The following is a 25138-nucleotide window of genomic DNA, read 5'->3' as shown; positions in this document are numbered from 1 at the left end:
TTTACGGTGCAGTAATACTGTTCTATTACATATAACAGAACTTTTAAACATTAATAAGTGTGTGCTATGATTTAGTTATCTAAATACATTTTTTGGTAGGCTTTAGGATTAATACCTTTTATTTTTTTAAACTGTCTGTTAAAATTAGTTTGTGAATTGTATCCACAACTATAAGTAACTTCAGAAATAGATAATTTATTTTCTATTAATAGTTTGCAAGCATACCCTACTCGAACCTCGTTTAAAAATTGAGAAAAAGTTTTATGCATTCTTTTCTTAAAAAATCTACAAAACGGAGAAACTCCCAAGTGAGCAATTTCTGCGACCTCATCTAAATGAATCTCTCTACTTAAATTAGACAATACATATTGATATACTTTTTCTAAGCGTTGAGAATCTTTTACATATACCTTTTCTGTATATCCGTTACTTGCAAATTCCTTTACATCTTTAGTGCACGATAATGCATCTAATATATTAAGCATACACTGTATACTTTTAAAACCTGTTAAACTAATTAGTCTTTCTAATTCACTAGCAACATAGGCTTTAACCTTTTCGTCTAAAAAAGCAATTCCGTTGTTTGCTTTACTGATTAGGTTTTTCATTAAAACCATTTCATTTTTCTCAAAAAACTCTTTTCCTAAAAAATCTTCGTTAAAATGCAATATGATTACCTCAGCTTTTAAAGTAATGTCTTTATGATAATCTTCTGAGTTTCTCCATAAGTGTGGCATATTAGAACCTATTAAAGCCAATTCACCCGAAGAAAATTCGTGAACATTGTCCCCTATAAAACAAGTACCCGTACCTTCTATTATATAGATAAGTTCTAGCTCTTGATGCAAGTGCCAAGACTCATCCAAATAAGGTTTGGTATTCTTATACACCGAAAAACTTTTGTTAGAGGGTGTGATTTTTTTTTGTAAAATCTTCAATTTTAATACGTTGTTTTATTTATGAACTATAAAAATAACATATTTTATCAAAAAAAGACTGCTAATTTGATGATATGTCAATAAGGTACTTGTTTTGGTAAACTGTTGTTAATTTATTGGATAATTATTAACGAAATTTGTTTTCAGAAACACAAATAATACTTATCAATAGAATACTACAACACATTCTTTACTGTAAAAAAAGTACTATTTTAAAAATAACGGACTTGCTAAAAGTTCACTTTACTAACAACTATTTTAAAAAATTAATATTTAAAACTATGGACACATATTTAATTGCAATAGCATTAATCTTATTTGCTAGTTTATTTCAAGGAAGCTTTGGTTTAGGAATGAAATACATAGCTCCTTTAAAATGGGAAGCTTGGTGGATTGTTCACGCAACAGTGGCCATGGTTATTTTTCCTTTAATATGGGCTCTGTTAGTGGTACCCAATTTATTTGATGTGATTGCTCAGGCTCCTAGTAACGAAATTTGGTCTGGTGCTGCACTTGGTTTTGGATGGGGTATTGGAGGAATTATGTTTGGAGTTTCTGTAGGATATATTGGAATGTCTTTAACCTACGGAATTGTAATGGGGCTTTGTTCTATTGTAGGTGCTTTAATTCCTATGTTTTTAAAATACGATTCTTTAAACCCTGCGAGTGTTCCATATTTATTAATTGGATTGGTATTGTTAGCCATTGCCGTAATTGTAGTAACCATTGCTGGTTTAAAAAGAGATAAACTTTTAGCAGAACAAGGTGGAGAAATAGAAGGTATTAAAAAAGGAAAAGACTTTAAAACAGGATTGTTAATAGCTTCTGCTAGTGGAATTTTATCTGCCATGTTAGCCGTTGGTTTTGACAACACTTCTGAAATTGGAAAAATTGCAGAAAAAGCAGGTGCTTTACAAAGAAACACAGCACTAGCTCGTTGGGTAGTTGTTTTAGCAGGTGCCTATGTTATGAATTTAGGATACTCTTTATTCTTATTAATCAAAAACAAATCATTCAATTCTTTTAAAACTCCAGAAATGGGGAAAGCCTTAAAATGGTCTGTAATTGCAGGATTATTATGGTTTGCTGCTCTAGGAACTTACGGACAAGGAGTTGCTTTAATGGGAGATATAGGAACTATGATTGCTTGGCCAATGATGTTGGGGATTTCATTAATCATCAGTAACATTTGGGCATACAGATCTGGAGAATGGAAAAATGTAGCTAAACCTTTTCAAATACTATTGTTAGGAATTGGAATTATCATTATCGCTACTTGTGTATTAGCGTACTCTAATACTTTATAAGCAAGAAATTAACTTAAGCGTACTGATAAAGTTCATCATGCGTACATATACAAAAAGTCATTATTATGATTATTAAAGAAATTACACCCTACGTACTAACTAGTAAACTAGACGAGCCATTTTATTTTTCGCAATGGCAATATGATACTAGAAAAATATGTTTGGTAAAAATTACCTTAGAAGATGGTACTTATGGATGGGGAGAAGGTTATGGTCCTGCAGATGTTATTAAAGCAGGAATTGAATTCTTTAGACCTTTTATTGTTGGAAAAAATGCATTAGAAAATGAATGTATTTGGCAAGAAATGTACTTGCGATCTTTAGATTTTGGTAGAAGTGGAGTTTTTCAAGCAGCAGTAAGTGCTATTGACGTTGCGCTTTGGGATTTAAAAGGTAAAATTTTAAATCAACCTGTTTCTGTTCTTTTAGGAGGAGTAAAAAACCCTGAAATTCATCCGTATGCAACAGGATTGTATTTTGAGAGATGTGAAAACTTAGAAAAAAAATTAGTAGATGAAGCTTTAGGTTACAAAGCCGAAGGTTTTAAAGCTATTAAAATGAAAGTTGGATTAGGTATTGAACAAGATACTCTTTATGTAAAAGCAGTAAGAGAAGCTATTGGAGATGATGTTAAACTAATGATTGATGCCAACCACGCTTATTCTTATAAAGAAGCTTTAGAACTAGCATTAAACGTAGAAAAATATAATATATCTTGGTTTGAAGAACCCGTATCTCCTGAAGATTATGACGGATATAGAAAATTACGCTCTAGAACCTCTATTCCTATTGCAGGTGGTGAGTGTGAATATTTAAAACACGGATTTAAAAGATTATTTGACAACGATTGTGTAGACATTGCACAACCAGATATTTGTGCTACAGGAGGTTTTACAGAAGTAAAAAGAATTACCTCTCTAGCTCAAACCTATTCTAAAGATGTAGTACCACATACTTGGGGAACTTGGATTGCTATTAGTGCAGCTGTGCATTTAGTTGCTAACTTAGACAAAAATCCAGGAAGAATGTATTCAGACAAACCTGTTATGGAATTAGACAGAACAGAAAATCCGTTAAGAGATGAAGTAGTTAAACACAGTTTAATTATTAAAAATGGTGTATTAACAGTCCCTACCAATCCGGGATTAGGAGTAGATATTGATGAAGATGCTTTGCAAAAATATTCTTGCCAAGCCAATACCAAAATTTTTATAAAATAAGCCTTATGAGTAATTTATTATTTGGACATAAAGATTTATACGTTGATGGACAATTAGTTTCTGCAACAAACAACAGTACTTTTGAAGTAGTTTGTCCAGGAACAGAACAAGCTATTGCAACCATTAGTTGGGCTACTAAAGAAGATACTTTACGTACTTTAGATGCAGCTCAAAAAGGATTTGAATATTGGTCTCAAATACCAGTTTCTGAAAGAGTTTCTTGGATGCACAAACTTAGAGATGCTATTTTAGAAAGAGCAAACGACCTACGTGAAGCTATTGTTTTTGAAATGGGAAAAACTTGGGAAGGTTCTGAAGAGGATGTTACAAGCATTACCAATTCATTACAGTACTATGCAGAAGAAATTCTAAAAGTACAAGATTTAGATATAAAAGATAAAGAAGGTACACATACGCATACAGTTATTAAACAACCTTTAGGTGTTGCTGTTGCATTTTTGGCTTATAATTTTCCTTTGTTAAACCTTGGATTTAAATTAGGTCCTGCCCTAGCTGCCGGATGTAGTATTATTTTAAAACCTTCTGAATTCTCTCCTATTTCTGCCTATTTAATTGGAGAAATTTGTGAACAGATTAACTTTCCTAAAGGTGTTATAAATGTTATTTGTGGAGATTTAGAAAACGTAGGAATTCCTTTGTGTGAAAGCACTATTCCACAATTAATTACTATGATTGGCTCTACCAAAACTGCTCAAAAACTAATTGAACAAAGTAGCAAAACCTCTATCAAACAATATAGTATGGAATGTGGAGGAAACGCACCTTTTATTGTTTGTGAAGATGCCAACCTAGAAAATGCCATTAACATTGGTTCTATTTTAAAAACAGCAAACACAGGTCAAATTTGTGTAGCTCCAAATAGATTTTATGTACATGAAGCGGTAATAGATCAGTTTATAGCTGGAATGAAAGCTAAATTTGAAGCTACTTCTGTAGGTTTTGGAAAAGAACAAAAACCAGACATGGGACCTTTGGCAAATAAAGTTTCGGTTACTAGAGTTCAGAATATTGTAAACCAAGCTGTTTCCGAAGGAGGTAAAATTATTACAGGAGGAAAAGCAATTGACAAGCCTGGATATTTCTTTGAACCTACAGCTATTAAATTAAGTAATCCAAAATCAGAAGTTTTAGAGCACGAAATTTTTGGACCTGTTGCTTTAATTGTTCCTTTTACCTCTAAAGAAGAAGTATTAGAATTGGCCAATAATACAGATGCTGGATTGGCATCGTATGTATTTACAGAAAACAAAGAAACACAAACTTATTTCTCTCAAAAATTAGCTTTTGGAGAGGTACAAATAAACGGTGTAAAATACGATATCTACTTGCCACATGGTGGAATTAAAAATAGTGGTATTGGTGTAGATTGTTCTGAATTTGCCTTAGAAGATTATTTAATCAGAAAAAGAATTAGCGTACAATTATAACCTATGTCTTTACCAAAAACATTTATTAGTTGCGATTGGGGAACCTCTAATTTTAGATTGCGTTTAGTAAACACCTCTACTTTAGAAGTAATAGCTGAACATAGTACAAATGTGGGTGTAAAAAAACTACATCAACAGTATACAGAAAGTCATCAAGCAGAAACGCAAACATCCTACTTTGCTAATTATCTAAAAACTGAAATTAAAGCCTTAAAATTTACAGGGGCAACACCAATTATTGTTGCTTCTGGAATGGCTACTTCTAGTATTGGTATGGTTGAACTGCCTTATGTAGACATGCCTATTCATTTTAATGGAGCTAATTTACTTAGCAAAACAATATCAGAAAATGGATTGGAGCTTATTTTAGTATCGGGAGCTAAAACTACTGCAGATGTTATGAGAGGTGAAGAAATCCAAGCCATTGGATTGTCTAAACACATTCCAACAGATAAAGAGGGTGTGTTACTATTGCCAGGAACACACAGCAAGCACATCACTTTTAAAAATGGTGTTTTCACTTCTTTTACTACCCATATGACAGGTGAATTGTTTGATGTGATTCGTAAAAACACACTTTTAACAAATTCTATCATTAAAACAGATTGGAGCAAAGAATTGGAACCTGCATTTATAGAAGGAGTTAATAAAGGATTAGAAAACCAACACCTTTCTTCTTTATTCTCCATCAGAGCAAATGATTTATTACAAAACAAAACCAAAGAAGAAAACTTTTACTTTTTATCTGGTTTGTTAATTGGCGGAGAACTAGCGTATTTAAAAAACACTCATCAACAAGTGTACATTGCCACTACAGGCATTTTATACGAATTATACAAATTGGCTTTGGATCAAACACATCAAACAGTTATTTGTTTTGATGCAGATAGGATTGACAAAGCTTTATTAATAGGACACAAAAAAATAATAGCAGCACATGTCTAAATCAACATTTTCTTGGGAAAAATATAACGAAACTCCTGTTGTAGGAATTATGAGAGGGTTTTCTATGGAGCAAATAAAAGAGATTATACCTGTTTATATAGATAGTGGTTTTTACACAGTAGAAATTACTATGAATTCTGAAAATGCAGAAGCATCTATTGCTACTTTAGCTAAAGAATACCCAACCTTAAATGTTGGAGCAGGTACGGTTTGCAATATGGATGATTTAAAACGTGCTTTAGATGCAGGATCTCAATTTATTGTAACTCCTGTAATTGATGAAGACGTAATTAGTTACTGTGTAGCACATAAAATCCCTGTTTTTCCAGGAGCCTATACTCCTACCGAAATTTACAAAGCTTGGTCTTTAGGAGCTAGTGCTGTTAAAATTTTTCCGGCAACACAGTTGGGAACCAAATACATTAAAGATATTTTAGGACCTTTAAACACCATTAAATTATTACCTACAGGTGGTGTTGATAAAAACAACATTGCAGACTTTTTTAAAGTGGGTGTTGTTGGTTGTGGAATGGGTGGTTCTTTATTTGATAAGAATATTATTGCTTCTGGTGATAAAGTAGCTTTAAAAGTACATTTTGATGCCATTAAAAAAGCAACAAAAATATAACTTCTTAAATCTTAAGATTAAAAAAATCCTCTTTAGTAAGTACTAAAGAGGATTTTTTTATTGTCTTAAACTGTTTTCAAAAGGAATTCTATTTAAAATACTTCTTCCTAAAGTAACCTCATCTGCATATTCCAATTCATCACCTACAGAAATTCCTCTGGCAATGGCAGATATTTTTACATCTAAATCTTTTACTTGTTTGTAAATATAAAAATTGGTTGTATCCCCTTCCATAGTAGAACTTAAAGCAAAAACCAATTCTTTTACTTTTCCACTTTTTACTTTTTCTACTAAACTTTCTATTTTTAAATTGTTAGGACCAATTCCTTCCATAGGAGAAATTTTACCTCCTAACACATGATACATTCCCTGAAACTGAGCTGTATTTTCAATAGCCATTACATCACGCACATCTTCTACCACACAAATAGTCGTTTCGTCTCTTTTATGACTAGAGCATATTTCACAAAGCTCTACATCAGATATGTTATGACAATTTTCGCACAACTTAATTTCTGTAACCAAATTATCTAACGCACGGGTTAAATACGCTGTTTGCTCTTTAGGCTGTCTTAATAAATGCAGTACCAAACGCAAAGCAGTTCTCTTACCAATTCCTGGTAATTGAGACACTTCGTTAACGGCACTTTCTAAAAGTTTTGATGAAAAATCCATAAGTCCACAAATGTACATATATAGCGGGAATAGAATAAAAAAAATATTTAATTTGTAGTCATATTAAATACACTAAATGACACCTACTACCATTGCTTTAATTATCGGAATTTATTTTATTGTATTATATGCAATATCTGTAATAACAGGAAAAGAAAACAACAACGATACTTTTTTTAAAGCCAACAAAAAAGCACCTTGGTACGTAGTCGCTTTTGGAATGATTGGAGCTTCTTTATCTGGGGTAACTTTTATTTCCGTTCCGGGTTGGGTAGCTACTAGCCAATTTAGTTACATGCAAGTAGTTTTTGGTTATTTTTTAGGATATGTAGTTATTTCCTACATTTTACTTCCCCTTTACTACAAATACAACATTACTTCCATCTACGGCTATTTAGAGCAACGTTTTGGAACCAATAGTCACAAAGTTGGAGCTGCTTCTTTTTTAGTTTCTAGAGTCCTTGGAGCATCGTTTAGATTGTACTTGGTAGCCATTGTTTTACAATATTTTATTTTTGATGCATGGAACATTCGTTTTGAATTTACCGTTGTTTTTTCTGTATTGCTTATTTGGATTTACACTTTTAAAGGAGGAATTAAAACCATTATATGGACAGATACGCTACAAACCCTTTTTATGCTAACCGCCTTAATTGTAATTGGGTACTTGTTGTTAGAAAAACTAAACACCAATCTTTTTGATTTTATAAGCTCTCAAGAATACAGTAATTATGGGAAAATATTTTTTACAGATGATGTTAACACCAAAAACTATTGGTTAAAATCTGTTTTAGGAGGTGCTTTTATTGCCATTGCCATGACAGGTTTAGATCAGGACATGATGCAAAAAAACTTAGCTTGTAAAAATTCTAAAGAAGCACAATGGAACATGATGTCTTTAGCTCCATCTCTTATAATTATTAACTTTCTATTTCTAATATTAGGAGCTTTGCTATTTACCTACGCTCAAAAAGAAAACATTAGCATTCCCGTAGTAGATGGTAAAGCTAAAACCGATTTGTTATTCCCAGAAATTGCCTTAAACGGAGGTTTGGGAATAGGAGCCTCTATTTTATTTGTATTGGGATTAATTGCAGCTGCCTACTCTAGTGCCGACAGCGCTTTAACATCATTAACCACTTCTTTTTGTATTGATTTTCTAAAAATTGAAACCAAAGCAAAAAAAGAGCAAGAAAAAATTAGAAAGCAAACCCATATTTATATGTCTTTGGTTTTAATTTTAACTATTATTTCTTTTAAATACATATTAAGTGACAACGTAATTAGCAATCTTTTAAAAGTAGCTTCTTTTACCTATGGTCCCTTATTAGGGTTGTTTTCTTTTGGTATTTTTACCAAACATAACATTAAAGATAAATGGGTATTATTTATAGCCATTATTGCTATTATTTTTAGTTATTTTATAAATGAATACAGTGCTAGTTTGTTTAACGGATTTCAGTTTGGTTACGAATTATTATTAATTAACGGAATCATCACATACCTAGGACTTTATATGATTAAAGACAAACATGAATAAGGATTTAAGTAACTATAGAAAAACCTATCAAAAGGGAGAATTGTTAGAAACAGCAATTCCTGAAGCCCCTATAGAGCTTTTTCAGAAGTGGTTTTACGAGGTAGAAGAAGCCGAAACAGGCTTAGAAACCAATGCCATGAACATTGCTAGCATAGGATTGGATGGATTTCCTAAAAACAGAATTGTTTTATTAAAGCGTTTTACTTGGGAAGGATTTATATTTTACACCAATTATAATAGCGAAAAAGGAAGAGCCATAGCCAACAATCCAAATGTTTGTGCTTCCTTTTTTTGGGAGCATCAAGAAAAACAAGTGATCATTAAAGGAAAAGCTGAGAAAATACAGTCAAATTTATCTGATGGATATTTTGATACTAGACCCGATGGTAGTAAATTAGGTGCGTGGGCATCTAACCAAAGCCAAGTAGTTGCCTCTAAAGAAGAATTAAATCAACAATTAGAAAACTACACGCAAAAATTTAAAGGAAAAGAAATTCCTAGACCAGAACATTGGGGTGGTTATATAATAAAACCCATTTCTATTGAATTTTGGCAAGGTAGACCTAACAGAATGCACGACAGAATAAGATATACTTTATTAGAAAATTTTGAGTGGAAAATTGAAAGATTAGCCCCTTAACCCCTGTACTTAAAAAATTATGAAAACAATATATATCGTAAGACATGCAAAATCTTCATGGGAATATGAAGGGATAGAGGACATCGATAGGCCATTAAAGAAAAGAGGTATTAAAGATGCCTATATTGTTGCAAAAGCTTTAAAGAAAAAAATAGCTAAGCCAGATACTTTTATTGCTAGCTGTGCCAACAGAGCATTACATACAGGAATTATTTTTTGTAATGTACTAGGTTTTCCTATGGCAAACTTGAAAATTAACAAATCTTTGTATAGCTTTAGTGATGGATACTTGGTAAAAACAATTAGAGCACTAGATGATGCTTATGACTCTGCCATTGTTTTTAGTCACGACCACGGAATTAACGATTTTGTAAATTCTTTTGGAAGCGAACCTATTGCCCATGTACCTACCTGTGGAGTTATTGGAATTCAGTTTGACACAGAGCATTGGAAAAATGTGAAACCGGGAAAAACAATTTTAAAAGAATTTCCAAGACATCATAAAAAATAAAGAAACTCTAGTATAATTAAAACCATATTATCTTGATTAAAATTCAAAAATACGCAGCCATTGATATAGGTTCTAACGCAGTTAGATTACTAATTATGGATGTTATAGAAAAGGAAGACAATACAAGTGTAAAATTTAAGAAAGCAGCATTAATCCGTGTTCCAATTCGTTTGGGAGAAGACACTTTTGTTTCTGGTGAAATTTCTGAAAAGAAAATTATTAGACTAACGGATGCTATGAATGCTTTTCAATTGTTAATGAGTGTTCATGGAGTTGTTAAATACAAAGCCTGTGCAACCTCTGCTATGAGAGATGCTTCTAACGGAGACTATGTTATTGATAGAATTTTAAAAAAGACCGGTGTTAAAATAGATATTATTGACGGTAAAATAGAAGCTAAAATTATTGCTACTACAGATTTAGGGGAATTACTAGACAGTAGTAAATCTTACTTATATGTTGATGTAGGTGGGGGTAGTACAGAAATGACGATTTACAAAAAAGGGAAAATAGACAGATCTAAATCTTTTAAAATGGGGACAGTAAGAATGCTGAACCAAAAAGACAATTTAAAAGACGAGTGGGATGAAATGAAAGAATGGGTTAAAAAACACACCGAAGACATTAAAAATATTTCTTTAATTGGATCTGGTGGTAACATTAACAAAATTTACAAAATGTCTGGTAGAACAGATGGCTCTCCCCTATCTTTTATTTACATGAAAGCCAATTACAAGTATTTAAAAACCATGAGCTACGATGAACGTATCTCTGAATTAAATTTAAATCAAGATAGAGCCGATGTAATTATACCCGCTACAAAAATATACTTATCTGCCATGAAATGGTCCAATGCAAAACGCATTTATGTTCCTAAAATTGGATTGTCAGACGGAATTGTAAAAAGTTTATATGCTGGTATTATTGAATAAACAGATCTATGCGCTACTAAAAGTTTTGTGTATTTCTTTTTTGATCTGTAACTGTTCTTCGGACACCAAAAAATCAAAAACAGAAAAAAAACAGGCTGTAGTAAAAACAATACAAAAAAGTTCCCTAAAAAAAGAGCCTAAAAAGCCTACGCTACAAGAAATTAAAGATTCTTTATTAGCTCAAATTCCTAAAAAAAAGCTTTTAGTTAATGATATTATCAATCATAAAAATGTAAAAAGCTTTTTTTTAGATTATGGAAGAAAAAATCCTGAAACCAAGCTTTTGTTAAAAACTAGACTTGGGAACATACACATTACTCTTTACAAAGAAACCCCGTTACACAGAGCTAGTTTTCTTTATTTAATTAAAAATGGTTACTACAATAAAACCTGTTTTCATAGAATTGTAAAAGACTTTATTATTCAAGGAGGTTGGTCAGAAAAAACAATTGTAGATACTTATCGCATTCAACTAAACAATTACAAACTTCCTCCTGAATTTAGAGAGGGTATTACTCACAAACGTGGTGCTTTGTCTGCTGCCAGAAGATGGGTAAATAACCCTGGTAAAAAATCAAACCCTTTTGAGTTTTTTATCATACAAACAGATTTAGATTGTAGTCATTTAGATGGTGAACATACGGTTTTTGGACAAGTAACCAAAGGTTTTGATGTCATTGATAAAATTATTAACGTAAAACTAGACGGACATTCTGAATGGCCAGAGGTGGATGTAAATATTGAGTTTGAAATTTTAGGATAAACCCAATATTACCAAACTTCGTATTTAATTCCTTCGTTGTTCATATAGGTATTTTCCTCTTTGTTTAAATTTATTTTATTTCCAAAATAATCTGTAGGAGTACAACCTACTGCCTCGGCAATACAAACACTTGCTGCAAAATCCCAGGCACAACCTCCTCCTTGTTTGTCCCTATGTGGTTTTATGTAAACTGCCGGAGCATTTTCTAACACACACATAGCATTAATAATAGCTCCTTGATGCGTTACAACCTCCAAAGGTGCATTGTATTTTTCTAAAGAAATTCTTTCTAAAGATTGTACCAAATATTGATGTGATCCTGAGGAAACAAAACTTAAATCGCTATAAAAAGTTAACCCTTTATTTTTATGGTATTGAATGCTAAAAACTTCTCCGTCTTTATATGCCTGACCTCCTTTGACTGCATCGTATAAATGATTGTGATAAGGATCATAAGCCACCCCTACAACGGCTTCACCATTTTTAGCTACCAAACCTATAGCCACAGCAAAGCCTGGAGTTTTTTTAGTAAACGGTAGAGTTCCATCAATAGGATCTACGGTCCAAAAATAATCTTTTGTCAATCTACTTCTATCATCTTCCGATTCTTCTCCTAACCAACCTAAATCGTACTTATTAATACTTTCTTGTAAGCTAGAAAAAATAATTTCTTGAGATTTAAGATCAACCTCTGTTACAACATCTGCGGCCAAACTTCCTCCTTTATTTTTACTTCCTATTTTAAAATCGGTTCCAAAACAAGCTATTACATGTGCTCCTGCTTTTAGAGCTGCTTTTTTAGCAATTACTCGTAACGCTTCTAAATCTTGTATGCTTAATTCCATATTATTTTAATGCTTTAATTACTTGTTGTGCTACTTGCTCACTGTAACTATTAATTTTCCAATGAGAAGGACTCCATCCTTTTAAAAATCGATGAAAATCTGTCCATGCTACAGGGAACAAACTTCTCCATTCTTTTTCTACTTCCTTAAAATCAACTGCTATCTTTTTAACTAGTATTGCTTTTTCTAAACAGTTAAAATATAAATCTAAAATTTCTGGCTCATATTCTCTACAATCTTCTTCAGACAAACAACTTCCCATAAAATAAGCTAGATCTTTCATTCCACAACCACCACCAACATATTGAAAATCCACAGCAGCTACTTTTACACCATCTTCTGAAAAACAAAAATTAGCCAATTTAGCATCTCCATGTACAAAAGTTGTGTACCTAGCGTTGTTTAATTTTTCATCAATTTTAGCAGCAACTTTCTTTAAAGCCTTATCATCTAAAACGGCTAGTTCCTCGGGCCTGGTTTCTAAGTGCCAATATGTTCCTACCTGCCACAATTCTTTAGGTTGTTGCTGTAAAAATGTAGCATGAAAATTTGCCAACCATTGTACACATGCATTTATATGATGCCAAGAAACAGAATGAACCCTAGCAGAAAAACCTGCCAAGTCTAGATCTTCTAAAACTAATAAAACATCATCCTTATAAGTATCAAAAGCATATAGTTGGGGAATTCTACAAGATGCATCACACCGACTTGCATAGGTTTTGTAAAAGTTAGTTTCTACCTGATACGATTTTACTTTTCTCCTGTGTGACAAATTGGTATTCCACCCTCTAGGATGTTTTTGTTGCTTAGGCAACTGTACCCATTTAACAACTGCTTGCTCAATAGGACTATCTAAAAGTTGATAACGTACAATTTTACCATAACCACTCCACAAGGTTTGAATTACTTCTAATTCCAGAGCATTGCTAGCTTTAGTACTACTAAGTAAGGTTTGAGTAAACTGTAAGTTCATAGTTCTATTCTAATAAAATAAAGATACAAAAGGCAATGGAGGCACCATAAAAAAAGCCTAGTAGAATTTTTCTACTAGGCTTTTATATTGTTGAATGAAATATTTTACTATTTATTCTTTTTAGCTTCTGCTTTTAATTTGATGTTTTCTATAATAGTTCCTGTAATCCAATAAGGAACTACAAATGTTAATAAGAAAATTAACAACCAAAATCCAGCTGTAAATACAAATAAGAATGCTAAAAATCCTGAGAATTGTGAAATATCCATTTTATCTTAAATCTTTTGTTCGTGTTTTATAATTGCAAAAATAAAACTATTTTTTGATTTGAACACCTCAAATTAAAAATAATTATCTACTAAAATAAACCATTATTTAACGCTACTAATGCTTCTTTCTTATTCTCTGTATTAATTACCAACGAAACGTTGTAATTAGAACCTCCATAAGAAATCATACGAATAGGAATGTTAGACAAACTGCTAAAAATAGCTGTGCTAGAACCCGCGTTTTGCTCAGAAAAATCTCCTGCCAAACAAACAATACTTAAATCAGTATCTACGTCAACAGAACCAATCTCTTGTAACTCTGCAACAATTTCGTTTAAATGAGTAATATCATCAATAGTAACAGAAACTGCAACTTCTGATGTGGTAATCATATCTATAGAAGTTTTATACTTCTCAAACACCTCAAATACCCCTTTTAAGAAACCGTAAGCCATTAACATACGGAAAGACTTAATCTTTATTGCTGTAATACCATCTTTGGCTGCAATAGCTCTTACTCCGCTTGGTACTTTACAATTTTTAATAATTGTTCCTGGTGCATCTGGCTCAAATGTGTTTTTTAACAATACAGGCACATTAGCTTTGCGTGCAGGTATTACAGATTGCGGATGTAAAATTTTAGCTCCAAAATAAGCCAACTCTGCTGCCTCATCAAAAGAAATTTCTTTTAAAGAAAAGGTGTTCTCTACAAAACGAGGATCGTTATTGTGCATTCCATCAATATCTGTCCAAATTTGAATTTCTTCAGCAACAATAGCAGCACCAATTAAAGAAGCAGAATAGTCAGATCCCCCTCTTTTTAAGTTGTCTATTTTACCAGTGTGGCTGTTACAAACATACCCTTGTGTTACAAAAATTTCTGTAGTTGGGTTAGCAGCAACAATTTTACCATACTCTTCTGTAATTTTAGAAATTACAGGTTCGTTAGCTTCATCAATAGCCATAAAATCAAAAGCAGATACTAACAATGCGCTAGCTCCAACTTCTTTTAAATGAAAATTGAACAAGTTAGTTGATAAAACTTCTCCTTGTGCCACAATATTTTTTTCTATTTGAGAAGATGGAATTTCAATACCAATATGTTCTCTAATAAACTCAAAACGATCAGAAACCAAAGCAATTGCTTCATCTTGATTCGCTTTTTCTGATAACAACTCATTTACTACATCAACGTATTTAGCAATTAAATCGTTAATTAAGTCATTTGCTTCCTCTTCTCTATAATTGATGATATGATCGGCAACTTCGTGTAATGAATTTGTAGTCCCAGACATTGCAGATAAGACCACTGTCTTTTTCCCCTCAACATTTCTAACAATGTTAGCCACTTCCCTTATACTCTTTGGGCTCCCAACAGAAGTACCTCCAAATTTTAATACTTTCATAATAGTTGTTTCTAGTTTCAGTTATTTAATTTTTATCCAAAAAAAAATATTTGCAATAAAAATGCAAAGGTTTCACAAATGTCTTATTTGAACAAAAAAATAATAATATCTTTACATCTTAATACGAATTGTTAAAATTTGAACACGTATGAAAACCATACAAGAATCTGTAGAGGGAATTATTAGAAAAACACCTTTCTTAGAAGAGGCTTTAAATGACAAATTAATCAACGTTTCATCTTTGGCTAGAGTGATTCAGCCAGACGTTGAAAAAGATTTAAATAAAGATGTAAAATCTGGAGCTATCATGATGGCTATCAACAGACTATCTCCGTCCAGTATTTTAAAAATAAGGAAGAACATCAAGAAAATAACCCTTACTTTAGGTGATTTTATTGTGCGTTCTGACCTAGGAAATTTTACATTTAAAAACACTCCAACGTTGTTAAAATGTATTTCAGATTTGATTCATGAATTTGGTGAAGACAAAGACTATTTCTTTACCATTTCCCAAGGTATTTTTGAGACGAATTTAATCACCAGTAAAAAATTACACGATAAGGTTACTCAAATTTTTAAAACGGAGCAATTATTATCTTCTTCTAAAGAATTAGCTTCTATTACCATTAAGTTGCCAAAGTCCAATTCTCAGCAATCTGGAATTTATTATTTTATTTTAAAACAATTAGCTTGGGCAGATATTCCTGTACAAGAAATTATATCTACCACACACGAAATTACTATTGTAGTTAAGGAAGAAGACATTAACAAAACCTTTTCTATTTTAATAGATATGAAAAAGAATTAAGTTTCTTTTTTTATAATTTTAACAAAAAAAAAGCCTTCACTAAATTAGTGAAGGCTTTTTTAACTATGTGGTTTATCTTATTGATTTCCTAATATAATAGGCAATCCTGCTTTACCAGAACCTATTACAATTACTTTGGCATTTGGAGAACTACTTAACTCTTTAGTAGCTTCAATTCCTTTTTCCATTAAAATTTTATCAGTTAAAGATTCACTTAAAATTTTGTTCGCAATAGCTTTTCCTTCTGCATCAATTTTTTGACGTTCCGCTTCTTTATGAGCTTTTTCTAATCTAAACTCATATTCTAAAAACTCTTGCTCTTGTTTTAATTTGTTTTCAATGGCTGTTTTAATTGTTGGAGGCAACGTTACATCTCTCACCAAAACATCATTTAACTGAATAAACTGATCATCTAAAATCTTTTTAGTTTCTGCAAAAATTTCTTCCTGAATTACATCTCTTTTACTAGAATAAATTTGTTCAGGGGTATACCTACCTACTACAGAACGTGCTGCAGATCTTAAAGAAGGCTTAATAACCGATTCTAAATAACTTTGACCTTTTTGCTGATGTAATCTACCTATTTTATCTTTTTGAGGTAAATACCAAGCAGTTACTTCTAATATAATATCCAATCCGTTAGAAGATAAAACCTTCATTTTTTCGAATAATTCTTGTTGACGAACTTCATAAACAATCACCTTATTCCAAGGAGCTATTAAATGAAATCCTTCTCCTAAAGCTGGCTCATCGGTAACTACACCACCATCAAAAGTTTTGTACAAAACTCCTGCTTTACCAGAATCTATGGTTAAAGCCGATTTGGAAATAAATACAATCACTACAACTGCAATGATAATAATTAATGGAAGTCCTTTAGGGATATTCAAACTTTGATTGTTATTCATTTTATAAAATTTTAACGCTATTATTAAAGATTGTTACTACTTTAGGCAATCTCTTCTGTTCTTCTCCTCCGGGTATAAAACAACAACCTGCTTTGTCTACAGTATACAAAATATGCAAACTAATTGTTTCTAGCTCATTTTCTTCTACTTGACTAAAAATAGCAACATCTATAGCATCTATATTTGGCCACCCTCCTTCTGCTACAAATTCACTAATTTTAATTTGATGAATGTTTTGTTGCACTAACTGTTTTACTTCTTCTGTAGTATGCATTTCTTAGTTTACAAAGTGATATAAGAATACAATATCAGCATCTAAAGCTGTTTTGCGTTCTCCTTCTATTTCTATATTAATAGATAATACGGCTTTAGAAATACCTCTTAAATTCTCTATAGATTTTAATTTAGTTCTTAATCTAACCTTGCTATTAACCGTAACTGGTTTGTTAAACCTTAATTTTTCAATACCATAGTTCACCAACATTTTACTGTTGTTTACTTCTATTATTTGCTCCCATAAATAGGGCATTAAAGAAAGTGTTAAATAACCATGAGCTATAGGAGTTCCAAAAGGACCATCTTTTGCTTTTTCAGCATCGCAATGAATCCATTGATGATCCAATGTTGCATCTGCAAATTGATTGATTCTGTCTTGTGGAATTTCTAAATAATCAGAAACACCAATCTCTTTACCTTCATAAGCTTTAAAATCTTCAAAGCTATTGATTATTACTTTCTCCATTATAATCCTTTATTTTAGTTGTAATTTACGTTATTAATTGTGTTTAATCGTTTAATAAATTATGAATCCATGCATATTGTAACAAAATTAATGTTTTTGCATCTTTAATTTCATTGTTTTCTACGCTTCTTTTAACTTCATCAAAACTCATCTCAAAAACAAGAATGTCTTCTTGTTCATTTTCTAATCCCCCCCCTTTGGAAACTTTCATAGATTCATTGTATTCAGCAATAAACATATGAGTTATTTCGGTAACCGCACCTGGAGTCATAAAACAGTCTCTTACTTTAGTAACACTGGGTACTTTATAACCTGTTTCTTCTTCTATTTCTCTTATAATACATGTTTCTGGATCGTCTTTATCTAACATTCCTGCAGGAACTTCTGTAACTATTCCACCTGGTAATCCATTAATATAAGCTGGCATTCTAAACTGCTGAGTTAACAGCACTTTTTTTGTGGTTTTATTGTACATAAAAACTGCTGCTCCATCACCTTTATCGTAAACTTCTCTTACTTGTTTTACTACGTTACCATCAGATCGTTTGTATTGGTAAGAAAACAACTTTAAAGGTTTCCATGTATTTGCTAAAATTTTCTCTTTAACGTCAGAAATAGTCATGTAAAATAGGTTTGTATAAATATAAAAAAACTGCCCTAAAGTCAATGCTTTAGGGCAGTTTAAAAATTATTATTTTATTTGTATTAAGCAGTAATCATACCACCATCAACATTTAATGTTTGCCCTGTAATATATGCAGACATATCAGAAGCTAAAAACACACATGCATTTGCAATATCTTCTGGTTGACCTCCTCTTTTTAAAGGAATAGCTTGTCTCCATCCATCTACAACAGCTTCATCTAACTTAGCTGTCATTTCAGTTTCAATAAACCCTGGAGCTATTGAATTACAACGAATGTTTCTTGATCCTAATTCTAAAGCTACCGATTTACTAAACCCTAACATTCCTGCTTTAGAAGCAGCATAATTAGTTTGACCTGCATTTCCTTGAACTCCTACTACAGAACTCATGTTAATAATAGATCCAGCTCTTTGTTTCATCATAGGACGAATAACAGCTTTGGTTAAGTTAAATACCGATTTTAAGTTTACCTCAATTACTTTATCAAAATCATCTTCTGAAATACGCATTAATAAATTGTCTTTGGTAATTCCTGCATTGTTGATTAACACATCAATAGTACCAAATTCTTTTAATACGTCTGCAGCTAGAGCTTGAGCAGCATCAAAATCTGCAGCGTTAGATTGATATCCTTTTGCTTTTACTCCCATAGCAGCTAATTCTGCTTCTAAAGCATTTGCAGCCTCTACAGATGAACTATAAGTAAAAGCAACATTAGCACCTTGCTTTGCAAATTCTAAAGCAATTCCTTTACCAATTCCTCTAGTCGCTCCGGTAATAATTGCTGTTTTATTTTCTAATAATCCCATAAAATAGTTTCTTTCTAGTATTCTTATTGAGCTACTTTAGCCAATACGCTAGCAATAGCTTCTCCAATTTTTGCAGGTGATGCAACAACGTGAATTCCGTTTTCTGCTAATATTTCCATTTTAGCTTGTGCAGATTCTCCTTCACCACTTACAATAGCTCCAGCATGTCCCATAGTACGTCCTGCAGGTGCAGTTTGTCCAGCAATAAATCCTACAACTGGTTTTCTGTTACCATCAGCTTTTACCCATCTTGCAGCTTCAGCCTCTAACTGACCTCCAATTTCACCAATCATTACAATTGCTTCTGTTTCTGGGTCATTCATTAACATTTCAACAGCTTCTTTAGTTGTAGTTCCAATAATTGGATCTCCACCAATACCAATTGCTGTTGTAATACCGTAACCTTGTTTTACAACTTGGTCAGCAGCTTCGTAAGTTAACGTTCCTGATTTTGAAACAATACCAACATTACCTTTCTTAAAAATAAAACCTGGCATAATACCAACCTTAGCTTCTCCTGGAGTAATAACTCCTGGACAGTTAGGTCCTATTAAACGAGCTTCTTTTCCTTCTAAGTATCCTTTTACTTTTACCATGTCTGCTACAGGAATACCTTCAGTAATACAAATAATTACTTTAATACCTGCTTCTGCAGCTTCCATAATTGCATCCGCAGCAAATGCTGGTGGTACAAAAATAATAGTAGTATCGGCTCCAGCTTTTACAACTGCATCTTGTACAGTGTTAAAAACAGGTTTACCTAAGTGTTCTTGTCCTCCTTTTCCTGGAGTAACTCCACCTACGATGTTTGTTCCGTATTCAATCATTTGAGAAGCATGGAAAGTTCCTTCACTCCCAGTAAATCCTTGAACTATAATTTTAGAATCCTTATTTACTAAAACACTCATTTAATTTTATTTTTTTATTGAAAATTCGTTGCGAACAAATATAAATATTTGTTTACAATATATCTTCTTTTATTTTTTTTATCACAGAATTGTAAAACTGTGCTAATTTTATAACAAAAGCCCAAAACGATATTTTGTTTTGGGCTTTTACAATTTATTTAATTGCAATACTTTAAGACTTAATTCTTTCTTGATAAGTTCCTTTTGCAGTTTCAATTTTAATTTTGTCTCCTTCATTAATAAACAAGGGTACGTTTACAGATGCTCCTGTTTCTACCGTTGCAGGTTTGGTTGCATTTGTAGCTGTATTTCCTTTAATACCTGGCTCTGTGTAAGTAACTTCTAAAATTACAGATTGAGGCATATCTACCGATAATGGCATTTCATCTTCAGACCGTACAATAATAGTAACTATTTCTCCTTCTTTTAATAAATCTGGAGCATCTAAAGCTGATCTTTCCAAAGTGATTTGGTTGTAATCATCTGTATTCATAAAGTTAAAAGTATCACCTTCTGCATATAAATACTGGTACTTTCTAGTTTCTACTCTTACTTCGTCTATTTTGTGTCCAGCAGAAAAAGTATTATCAATTACTTTACCTGATGTTAAACTTTTTAATTTAGTTCTTACAAATGCAGGTCCTTTTCCTGGCTTTACGTGTTGAAACTCTACTACTTTGTAAGTATCGCTATTGTATACAATACACAATCCGTTTCTAATATCTGATGTTGTTGCCATCTATAATTTTTTATTCTTAATTACTAAAATATCCTTTCATGATTCCTCTTTGTGAATTTTGGATGAATTTAATGATATCATCTCTTTCACTTGTTGCTTCCATTTCAGCTTCAATAATTCGAATTGCTTGCGTATTATTATAAGTACTTTGGAATAAGATTCTATATATGTTTTGAATCTCTCTAATTTTATCTGTAGAAAAACCTCTTCTTCTTAATCCTACAGAATTTATTCCTACATAAGATAAAGGCTCTCTTGCTGCTTTTACAAACGGAGGAACATCTTTTCTTACCAAAGAACCACCGGTTACAAAAGCATGGTCTCCAATAGAACAAAACTGATGAATTGCAGTCATACCTGCTAAAATAACATTGTTTCCTACGTTTGCATGTCCTGCTAAAGTACTTCCGTTAGAAAAAATACAATTGTCTCCAACAATACAATCATGAGCTACGTGACAGTAGGCCATAATTAAACAATTGTCTCCAATTACGGTTTTCATTCTATCTGTAGTACCACGGTTAATGGTTACACACTCTCTAATAGTAACATTGTTACCAATAATAGTAGATGTTTCCTCTCCGTCGTATTTTAAATCTTGTGGCATTGCAGATATTACTGCTCCAGGAAAAATTTTACAATTTTCTCCAATTACAGCTCCTTCCATAATAGTTACATTAGACCCTATCCATGTTCCTGAACCTATTTTTACATTGTTATGAATGGTTGTAAATGGTTCAATAACAACATTACGAGCTATTTTTGCCCCTGGGTGCACATATGCTAATGGTTGATTCATCCTTTTATTTTTTTCTTGCTATTTGAGCCATTAATTCAGCCTCTACTACTATTCTTCCGTTAGCATAACCAACAGATCTCATATGACATATTCCTCTTCTAATAGGCGAAATTAATTCTGCCTTAAATATTAATGTATCTCCAGGTAATACTTTTTGCTTAAACTTAACATTGTCCATTTTCATGAAATAGGTTAAGTAATTTTCTGGATCTGGAACGGTGCTTAACACTAAAATACCTCCACATTGAGCCATAGCTTCTACTTGTAAAACTCCAGGCATTACAGGTGCTTCTGGAAAATGTCCTACAAAGAAAGGCTCGTTCATAGATACGTTTTTCATTCCTACTACAAAATCATCACCTAAGTCCAAAATTCTGTCTATTAACAAGAATGGTGGTCTGTGTGGTAACAACTTCATAATTTGGTTGATATCCATTAAAGGCGGTTGGTTTAAATCGTAAGTAGGAACACTTTTGCGTTTTTCTTGCTTAATGATGTTTGCCAAACGTTTTGCAAATAAGGTGTTTATTTTATGTCCTGGTTTGTTAGCTATTACTTTTCCTCTAATACGAGTTCCTACTAATGCTAAATCTCCAATAACATCTAATAACTTATGCTTTGCAGCTTCGTTAGCCCAGTGCAATTCTAGGTTATCTAAAATTCCATTTGGAGTTACTTTAATTTCGTCTTTTCCAAATGCTTTTTTTAATCTTTCTAAAGTCTCAGCAGATATTTCTTTATCAACATAAACAATAGCATTGTTTAAATCACCTCCTTTAATAAGATTGTGTTCTAACAACATTTCTAATTCATGTAAAAAACTAAAGGTTCTTGCTGCAGAAATTTCTTCTTTAAACTTTGCAATACTATCTAAAGTAGCATTTTGGGTTCCTAAAATTTGAGTTCCAAAATCTACCATAGTAGTTATTTGATACTCATCAGCAGGCATTAAAATAATTTCACTACCTGTTGCTTCATCTTTATAAGAAACTACTTCTTTTACAATATATTCTTCTACAGGAGCATTTTGTTCTGCAATACCAGCAGATTCTAATGCTTCTATAAAAAATTTAGAAGAACCATCCATTATTGGAGGTTCAGATGCATCAATTTCAATAATTAAGTTATCTATTTGCAATCCTACTGCAGCAGCCAAAACATGTTCTGACGTATTAATACTAACTCCTTTTTTTTCTAAATTAGTACCTCTTTCTGTTTCGGTAACATATTCTACTTTTGCTTCAATAGTTGGATTTCCTTCTAAATCTACACGCACAAACGCATATCCGTAGTTTTCTGGAGCTGGTTTAAATACCATGGTAACATTTTTACCTGTATGTAAACCTATACCCGTTAATGTTACTTCTTTTTGGATTGTTTTTTGTTTTAGCATCCTTTTACTTTTTTAAAAGCTTTTTATTTATTTTTTAACTCTTCTACAATTTGGGGTAATCTCTTAAAATACACATATGATTTATTATAATCACTGTAGTCCATAGCAGGAATACCTCTTAACACAACATTGTCTTTTGTGTTTTTAGTAACTCCTGATTTTGCTGAGACTTTAACATTTTTACCAATCTTAATATGTCCAGCAATTCCTACTTGTCCTCCTATCATACAATAATCACCAATAGTACTAGAACCTGCTATTGCTGTTTGTCCAGCAATTACAGTATTTTCTCCTACAACCACGTTATGACCAATTTGAATTAAGTTATCTAACTTAGTTCCTTGTTTTATAATGGTAGATCCCATAGTTGCTCTATCAATAGTAGTGTTAGCTCCTATATCTACATTATCTTGAATAATTACATTTCCTATTTGTGGAATTGTTGTATATGTACCACTACTGGTAGGTGCAAAACCAAATCCATCGGCTCCAATAACAGCTCCTGCATGTATTTTACAATGACTTCCTATTTCACAATCAGCATAAATTTTAACGCCTGCATACAAAGTAGTATTCTCTTTTATTGTTACATTGTCTCCAATGTAACATCCTGGATATACTTTTACATTGTTACCAATAGTTACATTTGCTCCAATATAGGCAAAAGCTCCAATATACAAATCTTCTCCCAAAGTTGCGGTATCCGATATACTTACCGGAGATTCTATACCTGACTTTTGATTTTTATATTCGTTATAGAATTCTAAAATCTGAGTAAAAGCCTGATAAGCATCTTCTACTTTAATTAAAGTTGCTTTAATTTCTTTAGTGGCTTCAAACGATTTATTGACAATAACGACCGATGCGTTTGTTGAATAAATATATTGTGTATACTTAGGATTTGATAAAAAAGTCATAGACCCTTTTTCTCCTTCTTCTATTTTAGACAAAGTAGAAACTGTAGCTGATGAATCTCCTACGATTTCTCCTCCTAAAATTTCAGCTATCTGTGTTGCTTTAAATTCCATTATCCGCAAAAATATAAAATTAAAATCTATTTAGGCCATTTTGATGCCTTTAGGATAACAAAGAAAGTGTTTTACAACAGGCTTTGTTAAAGCTTGAATGTTTAATTGGTCGGATGCTTCTACAATATCTACAATTTGACCATTTTTATAATATAAATATATTTTGCTTTCTGTATCGTTATATGCTTGATTACTAATAGTATCAAGAATAAAGAAATATTTCATCTCTTCTTGGGTCCATCCGTTTTGTTCCATATTGTTTCTAACCAAAGCAATATATTCATCTTTAAAAGGTTGGTTACTTAATTGAACTTTTAATAATTTTCTGTTAATTATCATTTCTGATAATAGTGATAATACTTTATCATCGTGACTAATCCAATCTTTTATGGCTGATAAAATATCATAATCGTCTAATCTAGAAAATATTTTAAGGGTTTCACTATCAAAATTGGCATCTATTTCTTTATATAAAAAATAATGTAAAGCTTTACTAGATGGCAACTCTACTCCTTGACTTGCCAAATATTTAGCCCTAGCTAATAAATTTACCAACATTTTTTCGGCCACAACTCCTGCCTTATGCAAATAAACTTGCCAGTACATTAATCTACGACCTACTATAAATTTTTCTACAGAGTAAATTCCTTTTTCTTCTACTACCAACTTATCATCTACCACGTTTAACATATCTATTAAACGTTCAGAACTTATATTTCCTTCGGCAACTCCTGTGTAAAAACTATCACGTTTTAGGTAGTCCATTCTATCAACATCTAACTGACTAGATACTAATTGATTTAGGAATTTTCTTTTGTATTTGCCTTCAAAAATCTCAATGGCTAAATCTAATTTTCCTTTAAACTCTTTATTTAGAGCTTTCATAAAAATTAACGAAATAGTTTCGTGACTAACTCCTTCTACAATACTATGTTCTAAAGCATGTGAATAGGGTCCGTGACCAATATCGTGCAATAAAATAGCAATGCAAACCGAATTTTTCTCCTTTTCAGAAATTTCTATTCCCTTGTTTTGCAATACAGAAATGGCTTTTTGCATTAAATGCATACAACCAACTGCATGATGAAAACGTGTGTGATGCGCTCCTGGATACACTAAGTTAGACATTCCCATTTGGGTAATTCTTCTTAAGCGCTGGAAATAAGGGTGTTCTATTAAATCGAAAATTAATTTGTTCGGAATTGTAATAAACCCATAGATGGGATCGTTTATAATCTTAACTTTATTGGACAAGCTTTTCAATTTTTGTACTTTTAGTGTACCACAAATATAAAAATCTAATTCCTTTATAGTT

At 32.0% G+C, this 25138-nt stretch carries 28 protein-coding genes; 11 read left to right on the top strand and 17 right to left on the bottom strand.

Annotated features, from left to right (window positions below):
• Positions 1 to 71: 71 nt before the first annotated feature.
• Positions 72 to 938, bottom strand: coding sequence for an AraC family transcriptional regulator (locus GGR97_RS14030; RefSeq protein WP_167899165.1), 867 nt, complete (start codon positions 936 to 938; stop codon positions 72 to 74).
• Between the two features lie 281 nt (positions 939 to 1219).
• Here GGR97_RS14030 and GGR97_RS14025 point away from each other — a divergent pair, with 281 nt between their 5' ends.
• The 5 genes from GGR97_RS14025 to GGR97_RS14005 all read left to right on the top strand — a co-directional run bounded on the left by GGR97_RS14025 (position 1220) and on the right by GGR97_RS14005 (position 6486).
• Positions 1220 to 2245, top strand: a complete 1026-nt coding sequence (locus tag GGR97_RS14025; RefSeq protein WP_167899164.1) for an L-rhamnose/proton symporter RhaT — start codon at positions 1220 to 1222, stop codon at positions 2243 to 2245.
• A 65-nt stretch (positions 2246 to 2310) separates the two neighbouring features.
• Entirely contained in the window at positions 2311 to 3465 is a 1155-nt protein-coding gene (locus GGR97_RS14020) for a mandelate racemase/muconate lactonizing enzyme family protein (RefSeq protein WP_167899163.1), read from the top strand.
• A 5-nt stretch (positions 3466 to 3470) separates the two neighbouring features.
• On the top strand, positions 3471 to 4913 hold the full coding sequence (locus tag GGR97_RS14015) for an aldehyde dehydrogenase family protein (RefSeq protein WP_167899162.1): 1443 nt from the start codon (positions 3471 to 3473) through the stop codon (positions 4911 to 4913).
• Positions 4914 to 4916: 3 nt separating this feature from the next.
• The gene (locus GGR97_RS14010) at positions 4917 to 5858 is read left to right on the top strand and encodes a 2-dehydro-3-deoxygalactonokinase (RefSeq protein ID WP_167899161.1); all 942 of its coding nucleotides are present in this window, start codon (positions 4917 to 4919) and stop codon (positions 5856 to 5858) included.
• Positions 5851 to 6486, top strand: a complete 636-nt coding sequence (locus GGR97_RS14005) for a bifunctional 4-hydroxy-2-oxoglutarate aldolase/2-dehydro-3-deoxy-phosphogluconate aldolase (RefSeq protein WP_167899160.1) — start codon at positions 5851 to 5853, stop codon at positions 6484 to 6486. The genes GGR97_RS14010 and GGR97_RS14005 overlap by 8 nt, the downstream gene beginning before the upstream one ends.
• Before the next feature lie 57 nt (positions 6487 to 6543).
• On the opposite strand, the gene recR is transcribed toward GGR97_RS14005, so the two are convergent.
• On the bottom strand, positions 6544 to 7161 hold the full coding sequence (gene recR, locus GGR97_RS14000; RefSeq protein ID WP_167899159.1) for a recombination mediator RecR: 618 nt from the start codon (positions 7159 to 7161) through the stop codon (positions 6544 to 6546).
• A 76-nt stretch (positions 7162 to 7237) separates the two neighbouring features.
• Here recR and GGR97_RS13995 point away from each other — a divergent pair, with 76 nt between their 5' ends.
• Genes GGR97_RS13995 through GGR97_RS13975 form a run of 5 tightly spaced genes read left to right on the top strand, consistent with a single transcriptional unit; the run spans position 7238 to position 11547 of the window.
• A complete protein-coding gene (locus tag GGR97_RS13995; RefSeq protein WP_167899158.1) occupies positions 7238 to 8701 on the top strand; it encodes a sodium:solute symporter in 1464 nt (487 codons plus the stop codon).
• On the top strand, positions 8694 to 9341 hold the full coding sequence (gene pdxH, locus GGR97_RS13990) for a pyridoxamine 5'-phosphate oxidase (protein ID WP_167899157.1): 648 nt from the start codon (positions 8694 to 8696) through the stop codon (positions 9339 to 9341). Before GGR97_RS13995 ends, pdxH begins: the two co-directional genes overlap by 8 nt.
• Before the next feature lie 19 nt (positions 9342 to 9360).
• On the top strand, positions 9361 to 9852 hold the full coding sequence (locus GGR97_RS13985) for a SixA phosphatase family protein (RefSeq protein WP_167899156.1): 492 nt from the start codon (positions 9361 to 9363) through the stop codon (positions 9850 to 9852).
• 32 nt (positions 9853 to 9884) lie between these two features.
• Positions 9885 to 10784, top strand: coding sequence for a Ppx/GppA phosphatase family protein (locus tag GGR97_RS13980; RefSeq protein WP_167899155.1), 900 nt, complete (start codon positions 9885 to 9887; stop codon positions 10782 to 10784).
• Positions 10777 to 11547 carry a peptidylprolyl isomerase gene (locus tag GGR97_RS13975; RefSeq protein ID WP_209272390.1) on the top strand — a complete coding sequence of 257 codons (771 nt, stop codon included), beginning with the start codon at positions 10777 to 10779 and terminating at the stop codon, positions 11545 to 11547. The genes GGR97_RS13980 and GGR97_RS13975 overlap by 8 nt, the downstream gene beginning before the upstream one ends.
• Before the next feature lie 8 nt (positions 11548 to 11555).
• Here the strand turns inward: GGR97_RS13975 and GGR97_RS13970 are convergent, their stop codons facing one another.
• The 4 genes from GGR97_RS13970 to GGR97_RS13955 all read right to left on the bottom strand — a co-directional run bounded on the left by GGR97_RS13970 (position 11556) and on the right by GGR97_RS13955 (position 15043).
• On the bottom strand, positions 11556 to 12392 hold the full coding sequence (locus tag GGR97_RS13970) for a 3'(2'),5'-bisphosphate nucleotidase CysQ family protein (protein ID WP_167899153.1): 837 nt from the start codon (positions 12390 to 12392) through the stop codon (positions 11556 to 11558).
• 1 nt (position 12393) lies between these two features.
• On the bottom strand, positions 12394 to 13368 hold the full coding sequence (locus GGR97_RS13965; RefSeq protein ID WP_167899152.1) for an aminoglycoside phosphotransferase family protein: 975 nt from the start codon (positions 13366 to 13368) through the stop codon (positions 12394 to 12396).
• 107 nt (positions 13369 to 13475) lie between these two features.
• Positions 13476 to 13637: a hypothetical protein gene (locus tag GGR97_RS13960; protein ID WP_167899151.1), complete on the bottom strand. Its 162-nt coding sequence runs from the start codon at positions 13635 to 13637 to the stop codon at positions 13476 to 13478.
• 89 nt (positions 13638 to 13726) lie between these two features.
• On the bottom strand, positions 13727 to 15043 hold the full coding sequence (locus GGR97_RS13955; RefSeq protein WP_167899150.1) for an aspartate kinase: 1317 nt from the start codon (positions 15041 to 15043) through the stop codon (positions 13727 to 13729).
• A gap of 148 nt (positions 15044 to 15191) precedes the next feature.
• Here GGR97_RS13955 and GGR97_RS13950 point away from each other — a divergent pair, with 148 nt between their 5' ends.
• On the top strand, positions 15192 to 15851 hold the full coding sequence (locus GGR97_RS13950; RefSeq protein WP_167899149.1) for a hypothetical protein: 660 nt from the start codon (positions 15192 to 15194) through the stop codon (positions 15849 to 15851).
• Between the two features lie 77 nt (positions 15852 to 15928).
• Here GGR97_RS13950 and GGR97_RS13945 read toward each other — a convergent pair whose 3' ends face one another.
• From GGR97_RS13945 to GGR97_RS13895, 11 genes are all read right to left on the bottom strand, one after another.
• Positions 15929 to 16759, bottom strand: coding sequence for a prohibitin family protein (locus GGR97_RS13945; RefSeq protein ID WP_167899148.1), 831 nt, complete (start codon positions 16757 to 16759; stop codon positions 15929 to 15931).
• A gap of 1 nt (position 16760) precedes the next feature.
• A complete protein-coding gene (locus GGR97_RS13940; protein WP_167899147.1) occupies positions 16761 to 17033 on the bottom strand; it encodes a hypothetical protein in 273 nt (90 codons plus the stop codon).
• Between the two features lie 3 nt (positions 17034 to 17036).
• Positions 17037 to 17501: a MaoC family dehydratase gene (locus tag GGR97_RS13935; RefSeq protein WP_167899146.1), complete on the bottom strand. Its 465-nt coding sequence runs from the start codon at positions 17499 to 17501 to the stop codon at positions 17037 to 17039.
• A 43-nt stretch (positions 17502 to 17544) separates the two neighbouring features.
• Positions 17545 to 18123, bottom strand: a complete 579-nt coding sequence (locus tag GGR97_RS13930) for an NUDIX domain-containing protein (protein WP_167899145.1) — start codon at positions 18121 to 18123, stop codon at positions 17545 to 17547.
• Between the two features lie 83 nt (positions 18124 to 18206).
• Positions 18207 to 18956, bottom strand: coding sequence for a 3-oxoacyl-[acyl-carrier-protein] reductase (gene fabG, locus GGR97_RS13925; RefSeq protein ID WP_167899144.1), 750 nt, complete (start codon positions 18954 to 18956; stop codon positions 18207 to 18209).
• A 23-nt stretch (positions 18957 to 18979) separates the two neighbouring features.
• The gene (gene sucD / locus GGR97_RS13920) at positions 18980 to 19864 is read right to left on the bottom strand and encodes a succinate--CoA ligase subunit alpha (protein WP_167899143.1); all 885 of its coding nucleotides are present in this window, start codon (positions 19862 to 19864) and stop codon (positions 18980 to 18982) included.
• A gap of 172 nt (positions 19865 to 20036) precedes the next feature.
• Positions 20037 to 20603, bottom strand: a complete 567-nt coding sequence (efp, locus tag GGR97_RS13915) for an elongation factor P (RefSeq protein WP_167899142.1) — start codon at positions 20601 to 20603, stop codon at positions 20037 to 20039.
• Positions 20604 to 20619: 16 nt separating this feature from the next.
• Positions 20620 to 21402: an acyl-ACP--UDP-N-acetylglucosamine O-acyltransferase gene (lpxA, locus tag GGR97_RS13910; protein ID WP_167899141.1), complete on the bottom strand. Its 783-nt coding sequence runs from the start codon at positions 21400 to 21402 to the stop codon at positions 20620 to 20622.
• Positions 21403 to 21406: 4 nt separating this feature from the next.
• The gene (locus tag GGR97_RS13905; protein WP_167899140.1) at positions 21407 to 22795 is read right to left on the bottom strand and encodes a bifunctional UDP-3-O-[3-hydroxymyristoyl] N-acetylglucosamine deacetylase/3-hydroxyacyl-ACP dehydratase; all 1389 of its coding nucleotides are present in this window, start codon (positions 22793 to 22795) and stop codon (positions 21407 to 21409) included.
• Positions 22796 to 22818: 23 nt separating this feature from the next.
• Positions 22819 to 23823: a UDP-3-O-(3-hydroxymyristoyl)glucosamine N-acyltransferase gene (lpxD, locus tag GGR97_RS13900; RefSeq protein WP_167899139.1), complete on the bottom strand. Its 1005-nt coding sequence runs from the start codon at positions 23821 to 23823 to the stop codon at positions 22819 to 22821.
• 30 nt (positions 23824 to 23853) lie between these two features.
• Entirely contained in the window at positions 23854 to 25086 is a 1233-nt protein-coding gene (locus GGR97_RS13895; RefSeq protein WP_167899138.1) for an HD domain-containing protein, read from the bottom strand.
• Positions 25087 to 25138 lie beyond the last annotated feature (52 nt).

This window comes from Wenyingzhuangia aestuarii (assembly GCF_011927765.1).
Classification (GTDB): Bacteria; Bacteroidota; Bacteroidia; order Flavobacteriales; family Flavobacteriaceae; genus Wenyingzhuangia; species Wenyingzhuangia aestuarii.
This window is presented reverse-complemented; position numbering and strand designations above follow the sequence as displayed.

What these genes read in the sequence shown, in the direction of transcription:
- GGR97_RS14020 (WP_167899163.1), top strand. Translation starts at nt 2,311, where the DNA reads ATGATTATTAAAGAAATTACACCCTACGTACTAACTAGTAAACTAGAC.
- GGR97_RS13935 (WP_167899146.1), bottom strand. Translation starts at nt 17,501, where the DNA reads ATGGAGAAAGTAATAATCAATAGCTTTGAAGATTTTAAAGCTTATGAA.
- sucD (WP_167899143.1), bottom strand. Translation starts at nt 19,864, where the DNA reads ATGAGTGTTTTAGTAAATAAGGATTCTAAAATTATAGTTCAAGGATTT.
- GGR97_RS14015 (WP_167899162.1), top strand. Translation starts at nt 3,471, where the DNA reads ATGAGTAATTTATTATTTGGACATAAAGATTTATACGTTGATGGACAA.
- GGR97_RS13970 (WP_167899153.1), bottom strand. Translation starts at nt 12,392, where the DNA reads ATGGAATTAAGCATACAAGATTTAGAAGCGTTACGAGTAATTGCTAAA.
- GGR97_RS13995 (WP_167899158.1), top strand. Translation starts at nt 7,238, where the DNA reads ATGACACCTACTACCATTGCTTTAATTATCGGAATTTATTTTATTGTA.
- recR (WP_167899159.1), bottom strand. Translation starts at nt 7,161, where the DNA reads ATGGATTTTTCATCAAAACTTTTAGAAAGTGCCGTTAACGAAGTGTCT.
- GGR97_RS14005 (WP_167899160.1), top strand. Translation starts at nt 5,851, where the DNA reads ATGTCTAAATCAACATTTTCTTGGGAAAAATATAACGAAACTCCTGTT.
- GGR97_RS13905 (WP_167899140.1), bottom strand. Translation starts at nt 22,795, where the DNA reads ATGCTAAAACAAAAAACAATCCAAAAAGAAGTAACATTAACGGGTATA.
- GGR97_RS13945 (WP_167899148.1), bottom strand. Translation starts at nt 16,759, where the DNA reads ATGAATAACAATCAAAGTTTGAATATCCCTAAAGGACTTCCATTAATT.
- GGR97_RS13960 (WP_167899151.1), bottom strand. Translation starts at nt 13,637, where the DNA reads ATGGATATTTCACAATTCTCAGGATTTTTAGCATTCTTATTTGTATTT.
- fabG (WP_167899144.1), bottom strand. Translation starts at nt 18,956, where the DNA reads ATGGGATTATTAGAAAATAAAACAGCAATTATTACCGGAGCGACTAGA.
- GGR97_RS13940 (WP_167899147.1), bottom strand. Translation starts at nt 17,033, where the DNA reads ATGCATACTACAGAAGAAGTAAAACAGTTAGTGCAACAAAACATTCAT.
- GGR97_RS13965 (WP_167899152.1), bottom strand. Translation starts at nt 13,368, where the DNA reads ATGAACTTACAGTTTACTCAAACCTTACTTAGTAGTACTAAAGCTAGC.
- efp (WP_167899142.1), bottom strand. Translation starts at nt 20,603, where the DNA reads ATGGCAACAACATCAGATATTAGAAACGGATTGTGTATTGTATACAAT.
- lpxA (WP_167899141.1), bottom strand. Translation starts at nt 21,402, where the DNA reads ATGAATCAACCATTAGCATATGTGCACCCAGGGGCAAAAATAGCTCGT.
- lpxD (WP_167899139.1), bottom strand. Translation starts at nt 23,823, where the DNA reads ATGGAATTTAAAGCAACACAGATAGCTGAAATTTTAGGAGGAGAAATC.
- GGR97_RS14010 (WP_167899161.1), top strand. Translation starts at nt 4,917, where the DNA reads ATGTCTTTACCAAAAACATTTATTAGTTGCGATTGGGGAACCTCTAAT.
- GGR97_RS13950 (WP_167899149.1), top strand. Translation starts at nt 15,192, where the DNA reads ATGAAAACCATACAAGAATCTGTAGAGGGAATTATTAGAAAAACACCT.
- GGR97_RS13985 (WP_167899156.1), top strand. Translation starts at nt 9,361, where the DNA reads ATGAAAACAATATATATCGTAAGACATGCAAAATCTTCATGGGAATAT.
- pdxH (WP_167899157.1), top strand. Translation starts at nt 8,694, where the DNA reads ATGAATAAGGATTTAAGTAACTATAGAAAAACCTATCAAAAGGGAGAA.
- GGR97_RS13930 (WP_167899145.1), bottom strand. Translation starts at nt 18,123, where the DNA reads ATGACTATTTCTGACGTTAAAGAGAAAATTTTAGCAAATACATGGAAA.
- GGR97_RS14025 (WP_167899164.1), top strand. Translation starts at nt 1,220, where the DNA reads ATGGACACATATTTAATTGCAATAGCATTAATCTTATTTGCTAGTTTA.
- GGR97_RS13955 (WP_167899150.1), bottom strand. Translation starts at nt 15,043, where the DNA reads ATGAAAGTATTAAAATTTGGAGGTACTTCTGTTGGGAGCCCAAAGAGT.